This is a genomic window from Bacillus sp. AY3-1 (assembly GCF_008368785.1).
GTDB lineage: Bacteria > Bacillota > Bacilli > Bacillales > Bacillaceae_G > Bacillus_A > Bacillus_A wiedmannii.
Genome location: NZ_QORZ01000007.1, coordinates 235698 through 250195 on the forward strand (window position 1 = coordinate 235698; position 14498 = coordinate 250195).

General features: G+C 35.1%; 14 protein-coding genes and 1 other annotated feature. Of the genes, 10 read left to right on the plus strand and 4 right to left on the minus strand.

What is annotated here, in order from left to right; all coding sequences use genetic code 11:
- Positions 1-25: 25 nt before the first annotated feature.
- A complete protein-coding gene (locus DN389_RS04910) occupies positions 26-1666 on the minus strand; it encodes a peptide ABC transporter substrate-binding protein (protein WP_088121829.1) in 1641 nt (546 codons plus the stop codon).
- Positions 1667-1910: 244 nt separating this feature from the next.
- Here DN389_RS04910 and DN389_RS04915 point away from each other — a divergent pair, with 244 nt between their 5' ends.
- The 4 genes from DN389_RS04915 to DN389_RS04930 all read left to right on the plus strand — a co-directional run bounded on the left by DN389_RS04915 (position 1911) and on the right by DN389_RS04930 (position 5520).
- Positions 1911-3122, plus strand: coding sequence for an MFS transporter (locus tag DN389_RS04915; protein ID WP_088121830.1), 1212 nt, complete (start codon positions 1911-1913; stop codon positions 3120-3122).
- 10 nt (positions 3123-3132) lie between these two features.
- Positions 3133-4050, plus strand: a complete 918-nt coding sequence (gene cysK / locus DN389_RS04920; RefSeq protein WP_088082875.1) for a cysteine synthase A — start codon at positions 3133-3135, stop codon at positions 4048-4050.
- A gap of 78 nt (positions 4051-4128) precedes the next feature.
- On the plus strand, positions 4129-4641 hold the full coding sequence (locus tag DN389_RS04925) for a GNAT family N-acetyltransferase (RefSeq protein WP_149236867.1): 513 nt from the start codon (positions 4129-4131) through the stop codon (positions 4639-4641).
- 54 nt (positions 4642-4695) lie between these two features.
- The gene (locus tag DN389_RS04930; protein ID WP_098802858.1) at positions 4696-5520 is read left to right on the plus strand and encodes a DUF4037 domain-containing protein; all 825 of its coding nucleotides are present in this window, start codon (positions 4696-4698) and stop codon (positions 5518-5520) included.
- 38 nt (positions 5521-5558) lie between these two features.
- Here the strand turns inward: DN389_RS04930 and DN389_RS04935 are convergent, their stop codons facing one another.
- A complete protein-coding gene (locus tag DN389_RS04935; protein WP_060489934.1) occupies positions 5559-7193 on the minus strand; it encodes a putative polysaccharide biosynthesis protein in 1635 nt (544 codons plus the stop codon).
- A 220-nt stretch (positions 7194-7413) separates the two neighbouring features.
- Positions 7414-7636 (plus strand) — a binding site (T-box leader).
- A 303-nt stretch (positions 7637-7939) separates the two neighbouring features.
- Here DN389_RS04935 and DN389_RS04940 point away from each other — a divergent pair.
- Positions 7940-9277: a sodium-dependent transporter gene (locus tag DN389_RS04940; protein ID WP_060489936.1), complete on the plus strand. Its 1338-nt coding sequence runs from the start codon at positions 7940-7942 to the stop codon at positions 9275-9277.
- 39 nt (positions 9278-9316) lie between these two features.
- On the opposite strand, the gene DN389_RS04945 is transcribed toward DN389_RS04940, so the two are convergent.
- Positions 9317-10021, minus strand: a complete 705-nt coding sequence (locus DN389_RS04945) for a polysaccharide deacetylase family protein (protein WP_149236868.1) — start codon at positions 10019-10021, stop codon at positions 9317-9319.
- Between the two features lie 326 nt (positions 10022-10347).
- Here DN389_RS04945 and DN389_RS04950 point away from each other — a divergent pair, with 326 nt between their 5' ends.
- From DN389_RS04950 to DN389_RS04970, 5 genes are all read left to right on the plus strand, one after another.
- Positions 10348-10611 carry a CD3324 family protein gene (locus tag DN389_RS04950; RefSeq protein ID WP_149236869.1) on the plus strand — a complete coding sequence of 88 codons (264 nt, stop codon included), beginning with the start codon at positions 10348-10350 and terminating at the stop codon, positions 10609-10611.
- A gap of 156 nt (positions 10612-10767) precedes the next feature.
- A complete protein-coding gene (locus DN389_RS04955; RefSeq protein ID WP_149236870.1) occupies positions 10768-11454 on the plus strand; it encodes a DUF421 domain-containing protein in 687 nt (228 codons plus the stop codon).
- Positions 11455-11564: 110 nt separating this feature from the next.
- Positions 11565-12206: a FusB/FusC family EF-G-binding protein gene (locus DN389_RS04960; protein ID WP_000387077.1), complete on the plus strand. Its 642-nt coding sequence runs from the start codon at positions 11565-11567 to the stop codon at positions 12204-12206.
- A gap of 164 nt (positions 12207-12370) precedes the next feature.
- Positions 12371-13267 (plus strand): RCC1 domain-containing protein, encoded by an 897-nt coding sequence (locus DN389_RS04965; RefSeq protein WP_001106789.1) that lies wholly within the window; start codon positions 12371-12373, stop codon positions 13265-13267.
- A 204-nt stretch (positions 13268-13471) separates the two neighbouring features.
- Positions 13472-13672, plus strand: coding sequence for a hypothetical protein (locus DN389_RS04970; RefSeq protein WP_000913387.1), 201 nt, complete (start codon positions 13472-13474; stop codon positions 13670-13672).
- 163 nt (positions 13673-13835) lie between these two features.
- On the opposite strand, the gene msrA is transcribed toward DN389_RS04970, so the two are convergent.
- Positions 13836-14372 (minus strand): peptide-methionine (S)-S-oxide reductase MsrA, encoded by a 537-nt coding sequence (msrA, locus tag DN389_RS04975; RefSeq protein WP_098802859.1) that lies wholly within the window; start codon positions 14370-14372, stop codon positions 13836-13838.
- Positions 14373-14498: the final 126 nt, after the last annotated feature.

Here is a 14498-nt window from a genome sequence, read left to right on the forward strand (position 1 = left end):
AATATATGTTAGGATCGCCTTTTTCTTATTCTGTAATAGAGGTCCACTTATAAGAATAAATTCCTGCAAATGGACGAATAACAACACCTTTTACTGTTGGACGTTCTAAATATACAAGCCCTGATTGGAAGATTGGAGCGATAGCTGCATCATCTTCCAGTAAGATTTTCTCTGCATCTTGGAACGCTTTCCAACGTGCTGGTAAATCAGTTGCTAAAGTAGAGCTCGTTTTCTCAATTAATTCGTCGTATTTTTTGTTTGAATAACTCATCTTATTAAACGGTCCGTCAGTGACAAACATATTTAAAAATGTTGTAGGATCAGGATAATCTGGTCCCCAAGTAGAAAGTGAAATTTCAAAATCGCCATTTCCTTCACGATCTAAAAATGCTTTTACTGGAAGTGGTTGTAATGTGATTTTTAATCCAGGTAAGTTTTTCTCCAGTTCACCTTTTAAAAACTCACTAATTTTTTTATCGTTAGACTCATCAGTTGTTATGATTGAAAGAGAAGCATTTTGTAAATTTGTTTCTTTTTTCGCAGTTTCCCATAGTGATTTAGCTTCTTTCACATTTGTTTCTACTTTTACATTACTTGTACTGCGAAAATCTTTATTATCAGGTCCTTTTACGAATCCTTTCGGAACGAATGCATTCGCCGGTATAGAACCATTATTTAAAATTGTTGTTGCGATTCCTTGTTTATCAAAAGCAAGCGAGATAGCTTTTCGAGCGTTTTTGTTTGCTAATAAAGGATTCTTTTGGCTAAATCGGAAAAATGTCATAGAAGGACGTTCCATTTTCTTTAAGCTCGGATCTTTTTGATATTTATCAACAAACTCTGAATTAATCGTAATTCGGTCTACTTGTTTGCTTTCAAATAAATTAACGGCTGTGGAAGTATCTTTTACGATATTTACATTAATTTCACTTAACTTCACATTTTTATTATCCCAGTAGTTCGGGTTTTTTGTCATTTTATAACTTGTATCATGTTTCCATTCACTTAATTGAAACGGCCCGTTATAAACTACATTTGCAGCTTCAAGTCCGTAATTTTTCCCTTGCGCTTCTACAACCTTTTTGTTTTGAGGATAAAATGTTGCAAATCCCATTAACCCTAAAAAGTATGGAACAGGGTGTTCTAACTGTACTTCAAGCGTTTTATTATCAATTGCCTTTACACCAAATGAATCAATTGGTAATTCTTTTTTATTTATTTTTTCAGCGTTTTTAATATCGAACATAATATGTGCGTATTCAGAAGCAGTTTCTGGATTAACGGCACGTTTCCATGCATATTCAAAATCATGAGCAGTCACTGGATCGCCATTTGACCATTTTGAATCGTGTAATGTGAATGTATATGTTTTTCCGTCTTCGCTTAGTTTGTATGATTCAGCTGCCGCAGGAACAGGTTTATTGTCAGGACCAGGCATATATAATCCCTCCATTACGTTGTTTAATGCAGCGTAAGAAAACCCATCAGTTGCGATAGATGAATCAAGTGTAGAAATTTCCCCAGCCTCTACAATGTTTAATACTTGTTTTGAAGATTCTTTTTTCTTTTCTCCGGTAGTTGTTGCCTCTTGTTTTTGACCACATGCTGTTAAAAACATAGATAATGTGATTGAGAGTGCAACGATTCCTTTTGTTTTTTTCTTCATAGTTGTCATCCTTCCATTCATCTCCGTCCTATTATAAAAGAAAATATAGAAAATTTCTATAAATAAATCCGATAAAACGTATAGAAAAAATATATTATTTAAGAAGTGATATTTCTGGAAAAAGAAATGAAACCAGTATAGAATAGAAATGTTTCAAAAGTCAGAATTTATCGAGATTAAAGTCTTACTTTATTACACCTGCTGTAATAAATATATATTTTGTACAGGAAGGAGAGATTCATATATGCAGGCAGTTTCGAAAAAAAATACAATAGAAACACCGACGATATATCGAATACTATTTGCGATTAGTTTCGGTCACTTTTTAAATGACTCGATGCAAGCAGTTGTGCCGGCATTGTTTCCTATTTTGGAAAAAACGATGAATTTATCCTATATGCAAGTAGGGTGGATTGCGTTTGCGTTAAATATGACGTCATCGATTATGCAGCCGGTTTTTGGTATGTATTCTGATAAGAAGCCGTCACCATTTTTATTACCGCTCGGTATGTTTTCGAGTATGCTTGGGATGATTGGACTTGCATTTGCACCGAACTTTATTATTGTTATTATTTCTGTTTTATTTATCGGATTAGGTTCCGCAGTCTTTCATCCAGAAGGGGCTCGAGTTGCTTATATGGCAGCCGGTGCAAAACGAGGTTTAGCGCAAGCGATTTATCAAGTAGGAGGAAATACAGGGAATTCCCTAGCGCCTATTTTTACAGCTTTAATTTTCGTTCCGCTCGGCCAAATTGGCTCTTTAGGTTTTACAGCCTTTGCAGCGGTAGGAATTGTATTATTAATTTTTGTATCAAATTGGTATAGGAATGAATTAGCAACTGGCGCTGTGAGAAGAAAAAAGAGGGCTGCGCTTGAGGCGGAAAATGCGATTGTAAGTACACATATTAAATTTGTTATTCTACTTCTTGTTTTCCTTACTTTTGTACGTTCTTGGTACGGTGCTGGTATAGGGAATTTTTATCAATTTTACTTAATTGAGCATTACGGTTTATCTATAAAAAATGCCCAGTATTTCGTATTCGCATTTATGATTGCCGGTGTATTAGGAACTTTCTTTGGTGGACCGTTAGCAGATCGATTTGGAAAGAAAACAATTATTGTATTTTCAATGCTAGGTTCGGCGCCACTTGCCCTTTTATTACCTCACGTTTCGCTCATGTGGGTCGTACCGCTATTTTTATGTATCGGTTTTATTAGTTCAAGTAGTTTTAGTGTAATTGTTGTTTATGCGCAAGAGCTTGTTCCTGGAAAAGTAGGGATGGTATCTGGATTAATTGTAGGGCTTGCGTTTGGACTCGGAGCTTTAGGATCTGTAGTACTTGGGAAATTGGCTGACATATATAGTCTACAATTCATTATGTTACTATGTAGTTGTCTACCATTAATTGGACTTACTTCTTGGTTATTACCAAGTGATAAGAAAACGATAGAATAGGGGATGCACTATGAAATTATGTGAAAATGTTACAGAATTAATAGGAGATACACCTGTCGTCCGATTATCTAAATTTATTCCAGAAGACGCAGCGGATGTGTATGTAAAACTAGAAATGTTTAATCCATCACGCAGTGTGAAAGACCGCGCTGCATATAATTTACTGCACGTTGCAGAAGAGAATGGTCTCATCAAACCAGGAGATACAATTATTGAACCGACAAGCGGAAATACAGGAATAGGCTTAGCGATGAATGCAGCTGCGAAAGGGTATAAAGCGATTTTAATTATGCCAGACAATATGTCAAAAGAGCGTATAAATTTATTGAAAGCATACGGCGCAGAAGTAGTTTTAACACCGGCAGAACAAAGAATGCCAGGAGCAATTGCGAAGGCGTTAGAATTGCAAAAGCAAATACCAAATAGTTTCATTCCGCAACAATTTGAAAATCCAGCAAACCCGAATATTCACCGTTATACGACCGCACTTGAAATTTATGAACAAATGGATGGCGAACTTGATGCATTCGTAGCAACGGCAGGAACAGGCGGAACTATTACAGGGACTGGGGAAACGTTAAAAGAGAAACTACCAAACTTATATATTGCAGTAGTAGAACCGAAAGGATCTCCCGTTTTATCAGGCGGTGTTCCAGGTCCTCATAAATTAGTAGGAACAAGTCCAGGATTTATCCCGAAAAACTTAAATACAGAAGTGTATAACGAGATTATTCAAATTGCAGACGAAGAGGCTTTAACGACAATGAGAAACTTAGCAAGACAAGAAGGTTTATTAGTTGGACCGTCTTCTGGAGCATCTGTTTACGCAGCAATTATGATTGCGAAACGATTAGGCGCTGGGAGAAAAGTTTTATGTATTGCACCTGATACAGGTGAGCGTTATTTGAGTATGGGATTATTTGAATGAAATTGATAGAAACACCTTAATCGTGAAATTGTCACGATTAAGGTGTTTGTTTTAGGTTGTAAAGAGGGGAGAATGACAATGAAACTATTAAGACCAATACATGAATATAGTGGGGAAATTACGGCATATAGACATGCGTTTTTACAATCAGGAGAACAACCACACGGCAGCAGTTCTTTACAAAATTTTGATTCTCTCGATGAATGGTTTGAAAAAGTGAGTAAACAGGAACTGGGAGAAAACTTACAAGGTAATCGAGTACCGTCTAGCCAATTTTTAAGTTTTGAAAACGGGGAACTTATAGGTTTTGTGAATATTGGACATCGATTAAACGAAGAATTATTGCGGGAAAGCGGTCATATTGGATATAGTGTTCATCCGAATAAACGTCGCCAAGGTTACGCTACAAAACAACTACAACTAGCATTAGGTGAAGCGCAAAAGTTAGGGTTGCAGAAAGTGTTAATAACTTGCGATAAAGCTAACATTGCTTCGGCTAAAACGATTCAAAAGGTTGGCGGTATGTTAGAAAATGAAGTAGTTTCTTCTCATACTGGGGAAATTGTTCAGCGTTATTGGGTAGAAATATGATTTAGTGGGACATTGAAAAGGTAACTGTGTACTGCAATTATAGGGGGAAATGAAGTGGGATTAAAAGAGAAAGCAATAGAAATGTCGGAGATTTATAGGAGAAATCCGAAAGTAGAGGCTATTATTTTAGCGGGTTCAGTAGCTAGAAAACTAGAAGATGAACATTCAGATATAGAATTACATATTTTATGGTCAACGCCACCAGAGGATGAGGATCGTAAAGGGCCTATTAACTATATTGGTGGAACAATTTTGTCATATCACCCTTATGAGGAAGAAGAATGGTCGGAAACATATTTGACAAAAGAGGGAATTAAATTAGAGATTAGTAGCTTTTTAACAGAAACAGTAGAGAAAGTTATTTCGGATGTGGTGGATCAATATGATATAAGTTATGAAAAACAATGTATCGTATCATCCGTTCATGATGGTGTTAGTTTGTATGGAGAAGAGAAAGTGAATAAATTAAAAGAGAGAGTGATAGTATATCCAGAAGACCTAGCGAAACGGATGATTTCAGAAAATCTTTGGTTAAGCAATCGCTGGCATAATCGAGAGGCGCTTTTAAAACGAAAAGACTGGCTTATGTTATATGATGTTATTTGTGAAGTACAAAGGAATATATTTGGGGTCTTATTTGGTTTGAATAAAATGTATGTACATCATCCGGCATTTAAATGGATGCCATATAATGTGGAACGAATGATTATTAAGCCTGAAAATCTATACGGGCGTATGGCGAATACGTTAATAGGGGAACCGGAGTATAGTGTACAGGAGTTAGAAGTGTTAATTGAAGAACTATTACATTTAGTAGAACATCATGCTCCAGAATTAAATATTACTGAACAACAAAAACGTATGCAATATGCGAAGTAAAAAAGAAGAGATGTAACAATGTGTTACATCTCTTCTTTTTATTTGATTAATTTACCTAGTACGGGTAATCGCTGAATTCTATCACCGAGAATATGTGAAGCAAGTCCGCTCGTTAGGACGAATAAAAGGTAAACAATCCCTCCAACAGCGCCGCATATAACAACAATGAGAAGTGATTCCATATAAGATTGTCCAGGAATTAACCATTTTAAAATTACTTTTAATGCAATTACAACAGCAGACATTGCTGCGGAGTAAATCGTAATAAGAAATACTGTCTTTGCAGTCTCACCAATTTTGAATTTCGCAAACTTAACGATGCAGTACAACATAATAACATTTGAAACGAGGTATCCAAGAATTGTTCCAAGTACAGCACCGTGTCCGCCAAATAAATGTAAGAGCGGTGTATTTACTAAAACTTTAACGAGAATACCGGCTGAGAATGCAATCATTGTTTTTCTTTGATAATCGATTCCTTGTAAAATAGCTGCTGAAACTGTGAAAATCGCACTTAATATAGCAGAAGGTGCAAATGAAATTAAATATTGTGATCCACCAAGTGCAATTTCAGGATTTACATAAACCATACGGAATGCATCGTAAGCGATGCTAGCAAGACCGAATGCAGCTGGGATAGTGAAGAATAACAAGACTTGAAATATCTTTGAAATTTGTTCTTGTAATTCTTCGAGTTTCCCGCTTGTATAAGATTTCGTTATAGCTGGAATGATCGTTAACGAGAATCCAGTTGCAAGTGAAGCTGGAATCATAATTAACTTTTGAGCGTAGTTCGTAATATAAGCGAACACTGCATTCGCTGTTTCTAAAGGCTCTCCCATCGCCCTAAGGACATCAGCTACAGTATATTGATCTACTAACGTATAGAGCGGGATTGCAATGCCGACAAATACAATTGGGATTGCATATCGAAGTAATTCCATATAAATTTTTTTTAAAGGAATATTTGATGCCCTTGATTTTAATTCACCTTCGGGAGGTTTTAATCGGTTATACTTTTTCCAGTACATCATTAAAATAGAGACGCTGGCAAGTGCCCCGATAACAGCGCCAAACGTAGCAACTGCAACAGAAGAGGCGACTGAACCCCCTAATAGTTTTGAGACGATAAAACTACCAACTAAAATGAAAACAACGCGTGCAATTTGTTCTACGACTTGAGAAACAGCACTTGGTTTCATATGTTGAAATCCTTGGAAATAACCACGTGTAACACTCATAGCTGGTACGATAATAAGTGCGAAACTTAATGCTCGCATCGTAAGTGTTACGTCGGCGATAAATTGTGGATCTGGCGTTTTCGAGCGAATAATAAATTGTGATATGTACGGTGCTCCAATAAATAAAATTAAAAACCCTAAAAAGCCCATAAACAACATTAATTTTACGCTAGAGTTGTATAATTTTTTGCTTGTACTATAATCACCAAGCGCATTATGCTTTGCAACAAATTTGGAGACGGCAATAGGGATACCAGCTGTTGAGAAGCTTAATAAAATACCGTACCAAGAGTATGCATATCCATACAAAGCGACCCCTTGCGTCCCAACTAATAATTGAAAAGGGAAGAAGTATATAAAACCTAATATACGTGAAATCATTGTCGCACCGCTTAATAAAGCAGTTCCTTTTAAAACTTTTGAAGTAGACAAAATTCTTTCCTCCTACTCGTGCTGTCTTGCATTCATCGTATATTACTATAAACCTGTTAGAGAAGTTAACATAGTATGAAACATAAATATTCTAATATTATTCATTTAAAAGTCATATTTTACATTTTAAAATAGAATGTAATACATAAAAATTCAAAATATAAGTTGACACTATTTTTAATGTATGATAAAAATGATAGTAATCAATTCGGAAAATAATATTTGGGCAATGAAAGGGTATAGTAGTGAATATCTCCCTATTTCAGAGAGCTGATGGTTGGTGTGAATCAGTATATAGATTATTCATGAAGTTCGTCCTGGAGCATCTTTCATAAATCTCACATTGTGAGGAAATGAAAGACGGTAGTTTATACCGTTATCAAATAAAGTGGTGAAGATTGTTTCACAACTAGGGTGGTACCGCGATATTTATCGTCCCTACGTATTTACGTAGGGACGTTTTTTATTTAGGTCCTAACTTTGTTGTGGCTTCATAACTAGGGTGGTACCGCGATAATTTATCGTCCCTACGTATTTGCGTAGGGACGTTTTTTATTTAGGTCCTAACTTTGTTGTATCTTCATAACTAGGGTGGTACCGCGATATTTTTGTCGTCCCTACGTATTTACGTAGGGGCGTTTTTTTTATTATTAGGGAGGAAGTGAACGTATTAGAAAAGAGTATTGATAGAACAATATAAATACTGAACTGAAACAAAGAAAAAGAGACAGAGAGGAGATTAACAAATGAATTCACAGCAATGGACATCGAAATTAGGTTTCGTATTAGCTGCAGCAGGTTCAGCAATTGGTCTTGGGGCGATTTGGAAATTCCCATATATGGCCGGCATCGGAGGAGGCGGGGCGTTCTTCCTTATTTTCATCGGTTTCACATTATTAATTGGTTTACCGCTATTATTAGCTGAATTCGTTATCGGAAGAAGTACACAAAAAGAGGCTGTTGATGCATATAGAGAAATCGCACCCAAAACATTATGGCCATGGTTAGGGAAATTAGGGATTATAACTTGTTTCATATTACTTTCTTTCTACAGTGTTGTAGGGGGATGGATTTTATTATACTTATGGAATGCAATTACAGGTAGACTATGGGAAGGAAATGGCGCATACGAAGCTACGTTTGGTGAAATCATTTCCAATCCTTATTTAGCAGTAGGAGCACAGTTATTATTCATTCTTATTACTATTTTTATCGTAAGTAAAGGCGTACAAAACGGTGTTGAAAAAGTAAATAAATATTTCATGCCAGCGCTATTCGTTTTATTCTTTGTATTAATTGTTCGTGCCCTTACATTAGACGGCGCGGGAGAAGGAGTTCGTTTCTTCTTACAACCTGATTTCTCACATGTAACATCAGAAGTTATTTTATATGCGATGGGTCAATCGTTCTTCTCATTATCGGTCGGTGTAGCAGTAATGGTAACATATAGTTCATACTTACCGAAGGAAGAAAGTTTACCGCGTTCAGCATTTTCTATCGTAGCTTTAACATTAGTAATTACATTACTTGCAGGACTTGCAATTTTCCCAGTTGTATTTGCATTTGGATTAGAACCATCTCAAGGACCAGGATTATTATTTATCGTATTACCTGCTATTTTCAGTAAAATGGCGTTCGGAAAAGTATTCTTCGTTATTTTCTTATTGCTGTTCTTCTTCGCAACGATTACATCTGCTATTTCTATGCTAGAAATTAGTGTTGCGTCGTTAACATCAAAAGGTAAAGGCAAACGTGAAAAAACGGCCTTAATCGTAGGTTTATTAATCTTCGTTGTTGGAGTACCATCAGCATTATCATTTGGTATATTAAGTGATCTGAAAATTTTCGGAAAGACAATCTTTGATTTAGCGGACTATGCAGTGAGTAACGTACTAATGCCACTTGGTGTTTTATTAGTTTCCATCTTTGTTCCTTTAAAAATGAAGAAAGATGTATTAATGAAAGAGCTTGGTGTAAGTAAAAATAAAGGCTATAAACTGTTCGTATTATGGTTATTCTTACTTCGCTTTATCGCACCAATTGCGATTATTATCGTATTCTTAAATGTACTTGGCATTATTTAAAAAGAAAGGTAGCGTATCGCTCTATGATACGCTACCTTTTTACTTTGCTCTTTTTTGCAGTTCGTTTACTGTTACGAACTGATAGCCCTTCTTAGATAATGAGTCTAAAATACCTTCAATGGTCTGTAAATTTTCATTAGACTCATCGTACATAGAGTGTAATAAAATGATAGAACCTGGTTGTACATTTTTATTAACATATTCAATTTTATCAGCAGCAGATTTATAAAAAGTATCAGGTTCAAGGTCCCATGTGATTGTTTCGATATTATTTTTATTTAAATAATAGGGCAGACGAATTAGCTTTTTTCCGTTAGGTGGTCTAAAATCAATTTCGCCTGTATATCCTGTTTGGCGGATGAATGAATTCGTTTTTTCTATTTCTTCTTTAATAAAAGAAGGTGTTTTAAAAACCATTCTGTTATGAGAATATGTATGGTTTCCAACTTGGTGTCCAGATTGTACGATAGATTCTCCTAACGATAGGTTTTTTTCTAATTCATTTCCGATTAAAAAGAAAGTAGCTTTTGCATTGTATGTATCTAGTAGCGGTAATATTTGTTTTACATTGTTCGTAGGACCATCATCAAAAGTTAAAGCAATCACTTTTTCATTTGTTTCTACTCGGTTTGTTAAATCTCCAAACAATTGAAAACTTCTTGCGTTCATCAATTTGTATGTTCCAAATAATGCTACAGTAATAATGAATAATGTAACGATTGTAATGATTATTTTCTTTTTCATAAAGCAACCTCACTATATTTTGGGATTGGACTAAAAAGTATTATATCAAATTAAGTAATTTCATGCTTTAAAAAGGATGTGGATGCAAGGGGAAGGAATTTATCATATAATAAAATACAAAAGGTATATTAGGAGGTGTTTATATGGCGATTATAATTCAATTGCCGGACACTGCAGCGTCTCATGCAAAGCCAAGTATGGAAATGGCGATACTTTGCGTGAGGTAGACAAGTAATATACAATCGCCTAAATGAGCTCGTATCATTTTTTATATTTGGCTTTGCACCTTATTGAAATGAAACATAAAAAATAAGGGGCGAGCAGAAATGAAATACGTAAAAGCTGCGACGGTTTTACCAGAGAGTTTAATTACTGAAATTCAAAAGTATATACAAGGTGAAACAGTTTATATTCCAAAACAAGAAACGAAACATTATAAATGGGGTACACGATCTGGAGGAAGAAAACAATTGGATGAAAGAAATAACGCGATTAAAGCAGCATTTAAAAGCGGAGTTGCTATTCATCAACTTGCAGAAGAATATTTTCTTTCCGGAGAAACGATTAAAAAGATTGTGTACTCTAAATGAAGATAAAAGAGTCTAGTTCAAATATCATTTTGAACTAGACTCTTTTTGCTTTGTATCTATTGGATATATTACGTATGAATGGGAAAGATAATAGAAAAATGTGCCGTTTTTTTACTAAATAGAATATTTGAGTGAAAAGCAGAAAGGTGAGCATTTATGAATCATATTGGACAAATAACGATAGAGCTTTTAATTGGTTTCTTTGTTCTATTAATTGCTACAAAAATACTAGGGAAAACACAAATATCTCAGCTAACACCTTTTGATTTTATTTCTGCTATCGTCCTTGGTGAGCTCGTTGGAAATTCAATATATGATCCTAAAATTAAAGTGTGGTCTATATTATATTCAGTATTTGTTTGGGTAATTTTAATTTATTCAATAGAAGTGATAACACAAAAAATAAGAGGAACAAGAAGGTTTTTTGAAGGGTATCCTTCAATTATTATTCGTAATGGAAAGATTGACCGAAAACAATTAAGTTCAAATCATTTAGATATTAATCAATTACAACAAATGCTTAGGCAACAAAAAGATATTTTTTCAATTCGAGAAGTTGAATATATGATATTGGAACCTAACGGAAACATAAGCGTTCTGAAAAAGAGCAAATATGAATCTCCTACTATAAATGATTTAAGTTTAAAACATAAGCCTGTATACTTACCAATTTCATTAATTAGTGATGGAAAAGTAGTGAAAGATAATTTGAGGGAAGCTGGTTTTGATGAAGGATGGCTGTATAAGCAAATAAAGCAAAGAGGGATTACTAAATTTGAGGATGTATTATATGCTGAATGGAAAACAGACGATGGTTTCTATTGTCAGGAAATGAAGCGATAGAACATAATCGATGTATGTAATATTCGTTTCTAAGTTATCTTTTACATATCAAAAAGCTGAATCATTGTATACAATAAGACTAGATCAACAATTTGTATGGAGTGATAAAGATGGAAGCTTTTATTAGAAGTGATCAATACAATTTTATAAAATCACAAGCTTATATTTTAGCAAATGGGCATGCAACGGCAAATGATAGGGGTGTCATTCAAGCGTTAAAATCACTTGCGATTGAAAAGATAATACATGTATTTGAGAATTTAACGGATGAACAGAAAGAGTTAATCGATACCGTATTAACAGTTCAAAATAGAGAAGATGCAGAATCGTTCTTAATGAGAATAAATCCGTATGTCATTCCGTTTCAGGAAGTTACAGCACAAACATTAAAAAAATTATTTCCTAAAGCGAAAAAGTTAAAGCTGCCTGATATGGAAGAACTGGACATGAAAGAATTATCTTATTTAAGCTGGATTGATAAAGGGTCAAGCAGGAAATTTATTATAGCGAAAAATGATAAAAATAAGTTTGTTGGTCTGCAAGGGACGTTCCAAAGTTTAAATAAAAAAAGCATTTGTTCATTATGTCATGGGCATGAAGAAGTAGGGATGTTTTTAGTTGAAATTAAAGGTGATGTACCAGGAACTTTCGTTAAAAAGGGAAACTATATTTGTAAAGATGGTGTAGCTTGTAATCATAATATGAAATCACTTGATAAATTGAACGATTTTATTGAACGATTGAAGAAATAAAGAAGGAACCTCTAGTATTTAAACTGGAGGTTTTTATTTTTTGAAGAAGTAGTAATAGGCTTCTTTTGTAGCTGTAAATTTATAAAAAAAGTCGGGTCATTTATAATAAAATTAGATAAAAATATCTATTTGGATACAGTTGCTTATATGCAAGGAGGTAAAACATGAATTACATTTCACCGAAAGAAGAAATTTTAAAAGCGAAACGGTGGCTTAAAGATACGATAGCGGCAGGTCGTGGTCATACCGTTGCTCTTAAATTGGATGGCACGGTGGTAGCAGTGGGGCGAAATAAAGAAGGAGAATGCAATGTAAGCAGCTGGTGTGATATTGAAGCAGTCGCAGCGGGTAATGTTCATATGGCGACGAACACGGGTAATGCACATACAATCGGTCTTGCATGTGACAGTACTGTGGTAGCTGTGGGTTGGAATAAGCATGAACAATGTGATGTAAACGATTGGCATAATGTTGTAGCGGTTGCGGCGGGGTGGCGTCGTACCATTGGCCTTAAACCGGATGGCACAGTAATAGCAGTGGGGCGAAATAAAGAAGGAGAATGTAATATAAGTAGCTGGAGAGATATTGTGGCGGTCACGGCGGGTGACTGGCATACAGTTGGTCTTAAAATGGACGGAACAGTGACGACTGTGGGGAATAATCGATATGGCCAATGCAATGTAAGTGGATGGAGTGCTATGGTGGAGTTGGCGGCAGGTTATCTTCATACTGTTGGTTTGAAATCGGATGGCAAAGTGATGGCAGTGGGTAATAATAAACTTGGTCAATGCGATGTAGGCAGCTGGAAAGATATTATGGCAATAGCAGCTGGTACGAATCATACGATCGGACTTAAATCAGACGGTACCGTGGTGGCAGTCGGCTGGAATGAGCATGGTCAATGTAATGTAAGCGATTGGCATGATATTGTAGCGATAGCGGCGGGGTGTGCGCATACGGTCGGTCTGAAATTAGATGGCACGGTGGTAGCAGTAGGTGATAATACATACGGTCAATGCGATGTAGGTAGCTGGCGTAACATCAGATTACCTGGCAAATAGTTAATTCACAACAAATCACTAGTAATATTATTCTAGTTTAGGAGTAATTATGGAATAGAATATGTAGATAAGAATCCCTTTTTAAAAGAGGTTCTTATTCTTTTTCCATAAAATGAGTGTCTAAATGGGATTTTGGAACAAACTTTATTTCAAAGCTACAGTAGAAAGTATAAATTACAAATAAAGCATAGGAGAGCTGAAGAAATGCTTAAAAAGTTTTTGCTTTCTTTACCGGATGTTTTACTTGTGTGCATTGTTATCTACATAACATACACAACTACTTTTAGTTTTGTACAGATGTTAGTAATTTCAATTGCAATCGGAATCGTCGGTGGTCTTGTTATAAGAATTTGTAAGGATGTATTCACGTATATAAGGTGGACAATTAAACAGAGGAAATCTTGAATATGTTGTATTGCTATTAGGAGGAGAGGAAATGACTAAGAAAAAGAGTAGAGTGAAAAATGAAATCGCACTTTGGACATTGACAGCGGTTGTTCTCATTATTGCATGGTACTTTTTTCAAAGATAAAAATGCATCGTACTTAAAAGGTACGATGCATTTTTATTATTTTTTTTGCCAATTTTCTTTTATAAAGTCTTCACGGCCAGATTCTTTTTGCTCAGTAGCATATTTCTCCGGATTTTTTTTATAAAAATGTTGATGGTATTCTTCAGCCTCATAAAAAGGTGCAGCCAGGCGAATTTCAGTTACGATTGGCTCTTTAAACATACCGCTTTCTGCAAGAGCTTGTTTTGATTTTTCAGCAAGCTCTTTTTGCGTTTCATTATGATAAAAAATAGCAGTGCGATAAGATGGACCACGGTCAAAGAATTGTCCGCCATCATCAGTTGGATCGATTTGTGGCCAATATAAATCTAGTAATTTTTCATATGGAAAAATAGAAGCATCGAATGTAATTTGTACAACTTCTAAATGACCAGATGTACCAGCTTTTACTTGTTCATATGTTGGGTTTTCTACATGACCACCTGCATAGCCAGAAAGTACTTTATGAATACCAGCAAGTTCATCAAATGGCTTTACCATGCACCAAAAGCAACCGCCTGCGAAGGTTGCGAGTTCGTATGTTTTTTCGGACATTGTTGTAATCCTCCTAAATATATATGTTTTATATAGTATTATACAATCTTTTTTATTGCGCAATAAAAAAGATTTAGAAGTAAAGAAAAATTGAAATATATTTCTTTATAAAGTCTTTAAAATTCC

Coding starts and splice junctions, on each gene's coding strand:
- DN389_RS04940 (WP_060489936.1), top strand. CDS start 7,940: ATGAATTCACAGCAATGGACATCGAAATTAGGTTTCGTATTAGCTGCA.
- DN389_RS04915 (WP_088121830.1), top strand. CDS start 1,911: ATGCAGGCAGTTTCGAAAAAAAATACAATAGAAACACCGACGATATAT.
- DN389_RS04925 (WP_149236867.1), top strand. CDS start 4,129: ATGAAACTATTAAGACCAATACATGAATATAGTGGGGAAATTACGGCA.
- DN389_RS04965 (WP_001106789.1), top strand. CDS start 12,371: ATGAATTACATTTCACCGAAAGAAGAAATTTTAAAAGCGAAACGGTGG.
- msrA (WP_098802859.1), bottom strand. CDS start 14,372: ATGTCCGAAAAAACATACGAACTCGCAACCTTCGCAGGCGGTTGCTTT.
- cysK (WP_088082875.1), top strand. CDS start 3,133: ATGAAATTATGTGAAAATGTTACAGAATTAATAGGAGATACACCTGTC.
- DN389_RS04945 (WP_149236868.1), bottom strand. CDS start 10,021: ATGAAAAAGAAAATAATCATTACAATCGTTACATTATTCATTATTACT.
- DN389_RS04950 (WP_149236869.1), top strand. CDS start 10,348: ATGAAATACGTAAAAGCTGCGACGGTTTTACCAGAGAGTTTAATTACT.
- DN389_RS04960 (WP_000387077.1), top strand. CDS start 11,565: ATGGAAGCTTTTATTAGAAGTGATCAATACAATTTTATAAAATCACAA.
- DN389_RS04970 (WP_000913387.1), top strand. CDS start 13,472: ATGCTTAAAAAGTTTTTGCTTTCTTTACCGGATGTTTTACTTGTGTGC.
- DN389_RS04955 (WP_149236870.1), top strand. CDS start 10,768: ATGAATCATATTGGACAAATAACGATAGAGCTTTTAATTGGTTTCTTT.
- DN389_RS04910 (WP_088121829.1), bottom strand. CDS start 1,666: ATGAAGAAAAAAACAAAAGGAATCGTTGCACTCTCAATCACATTATCT.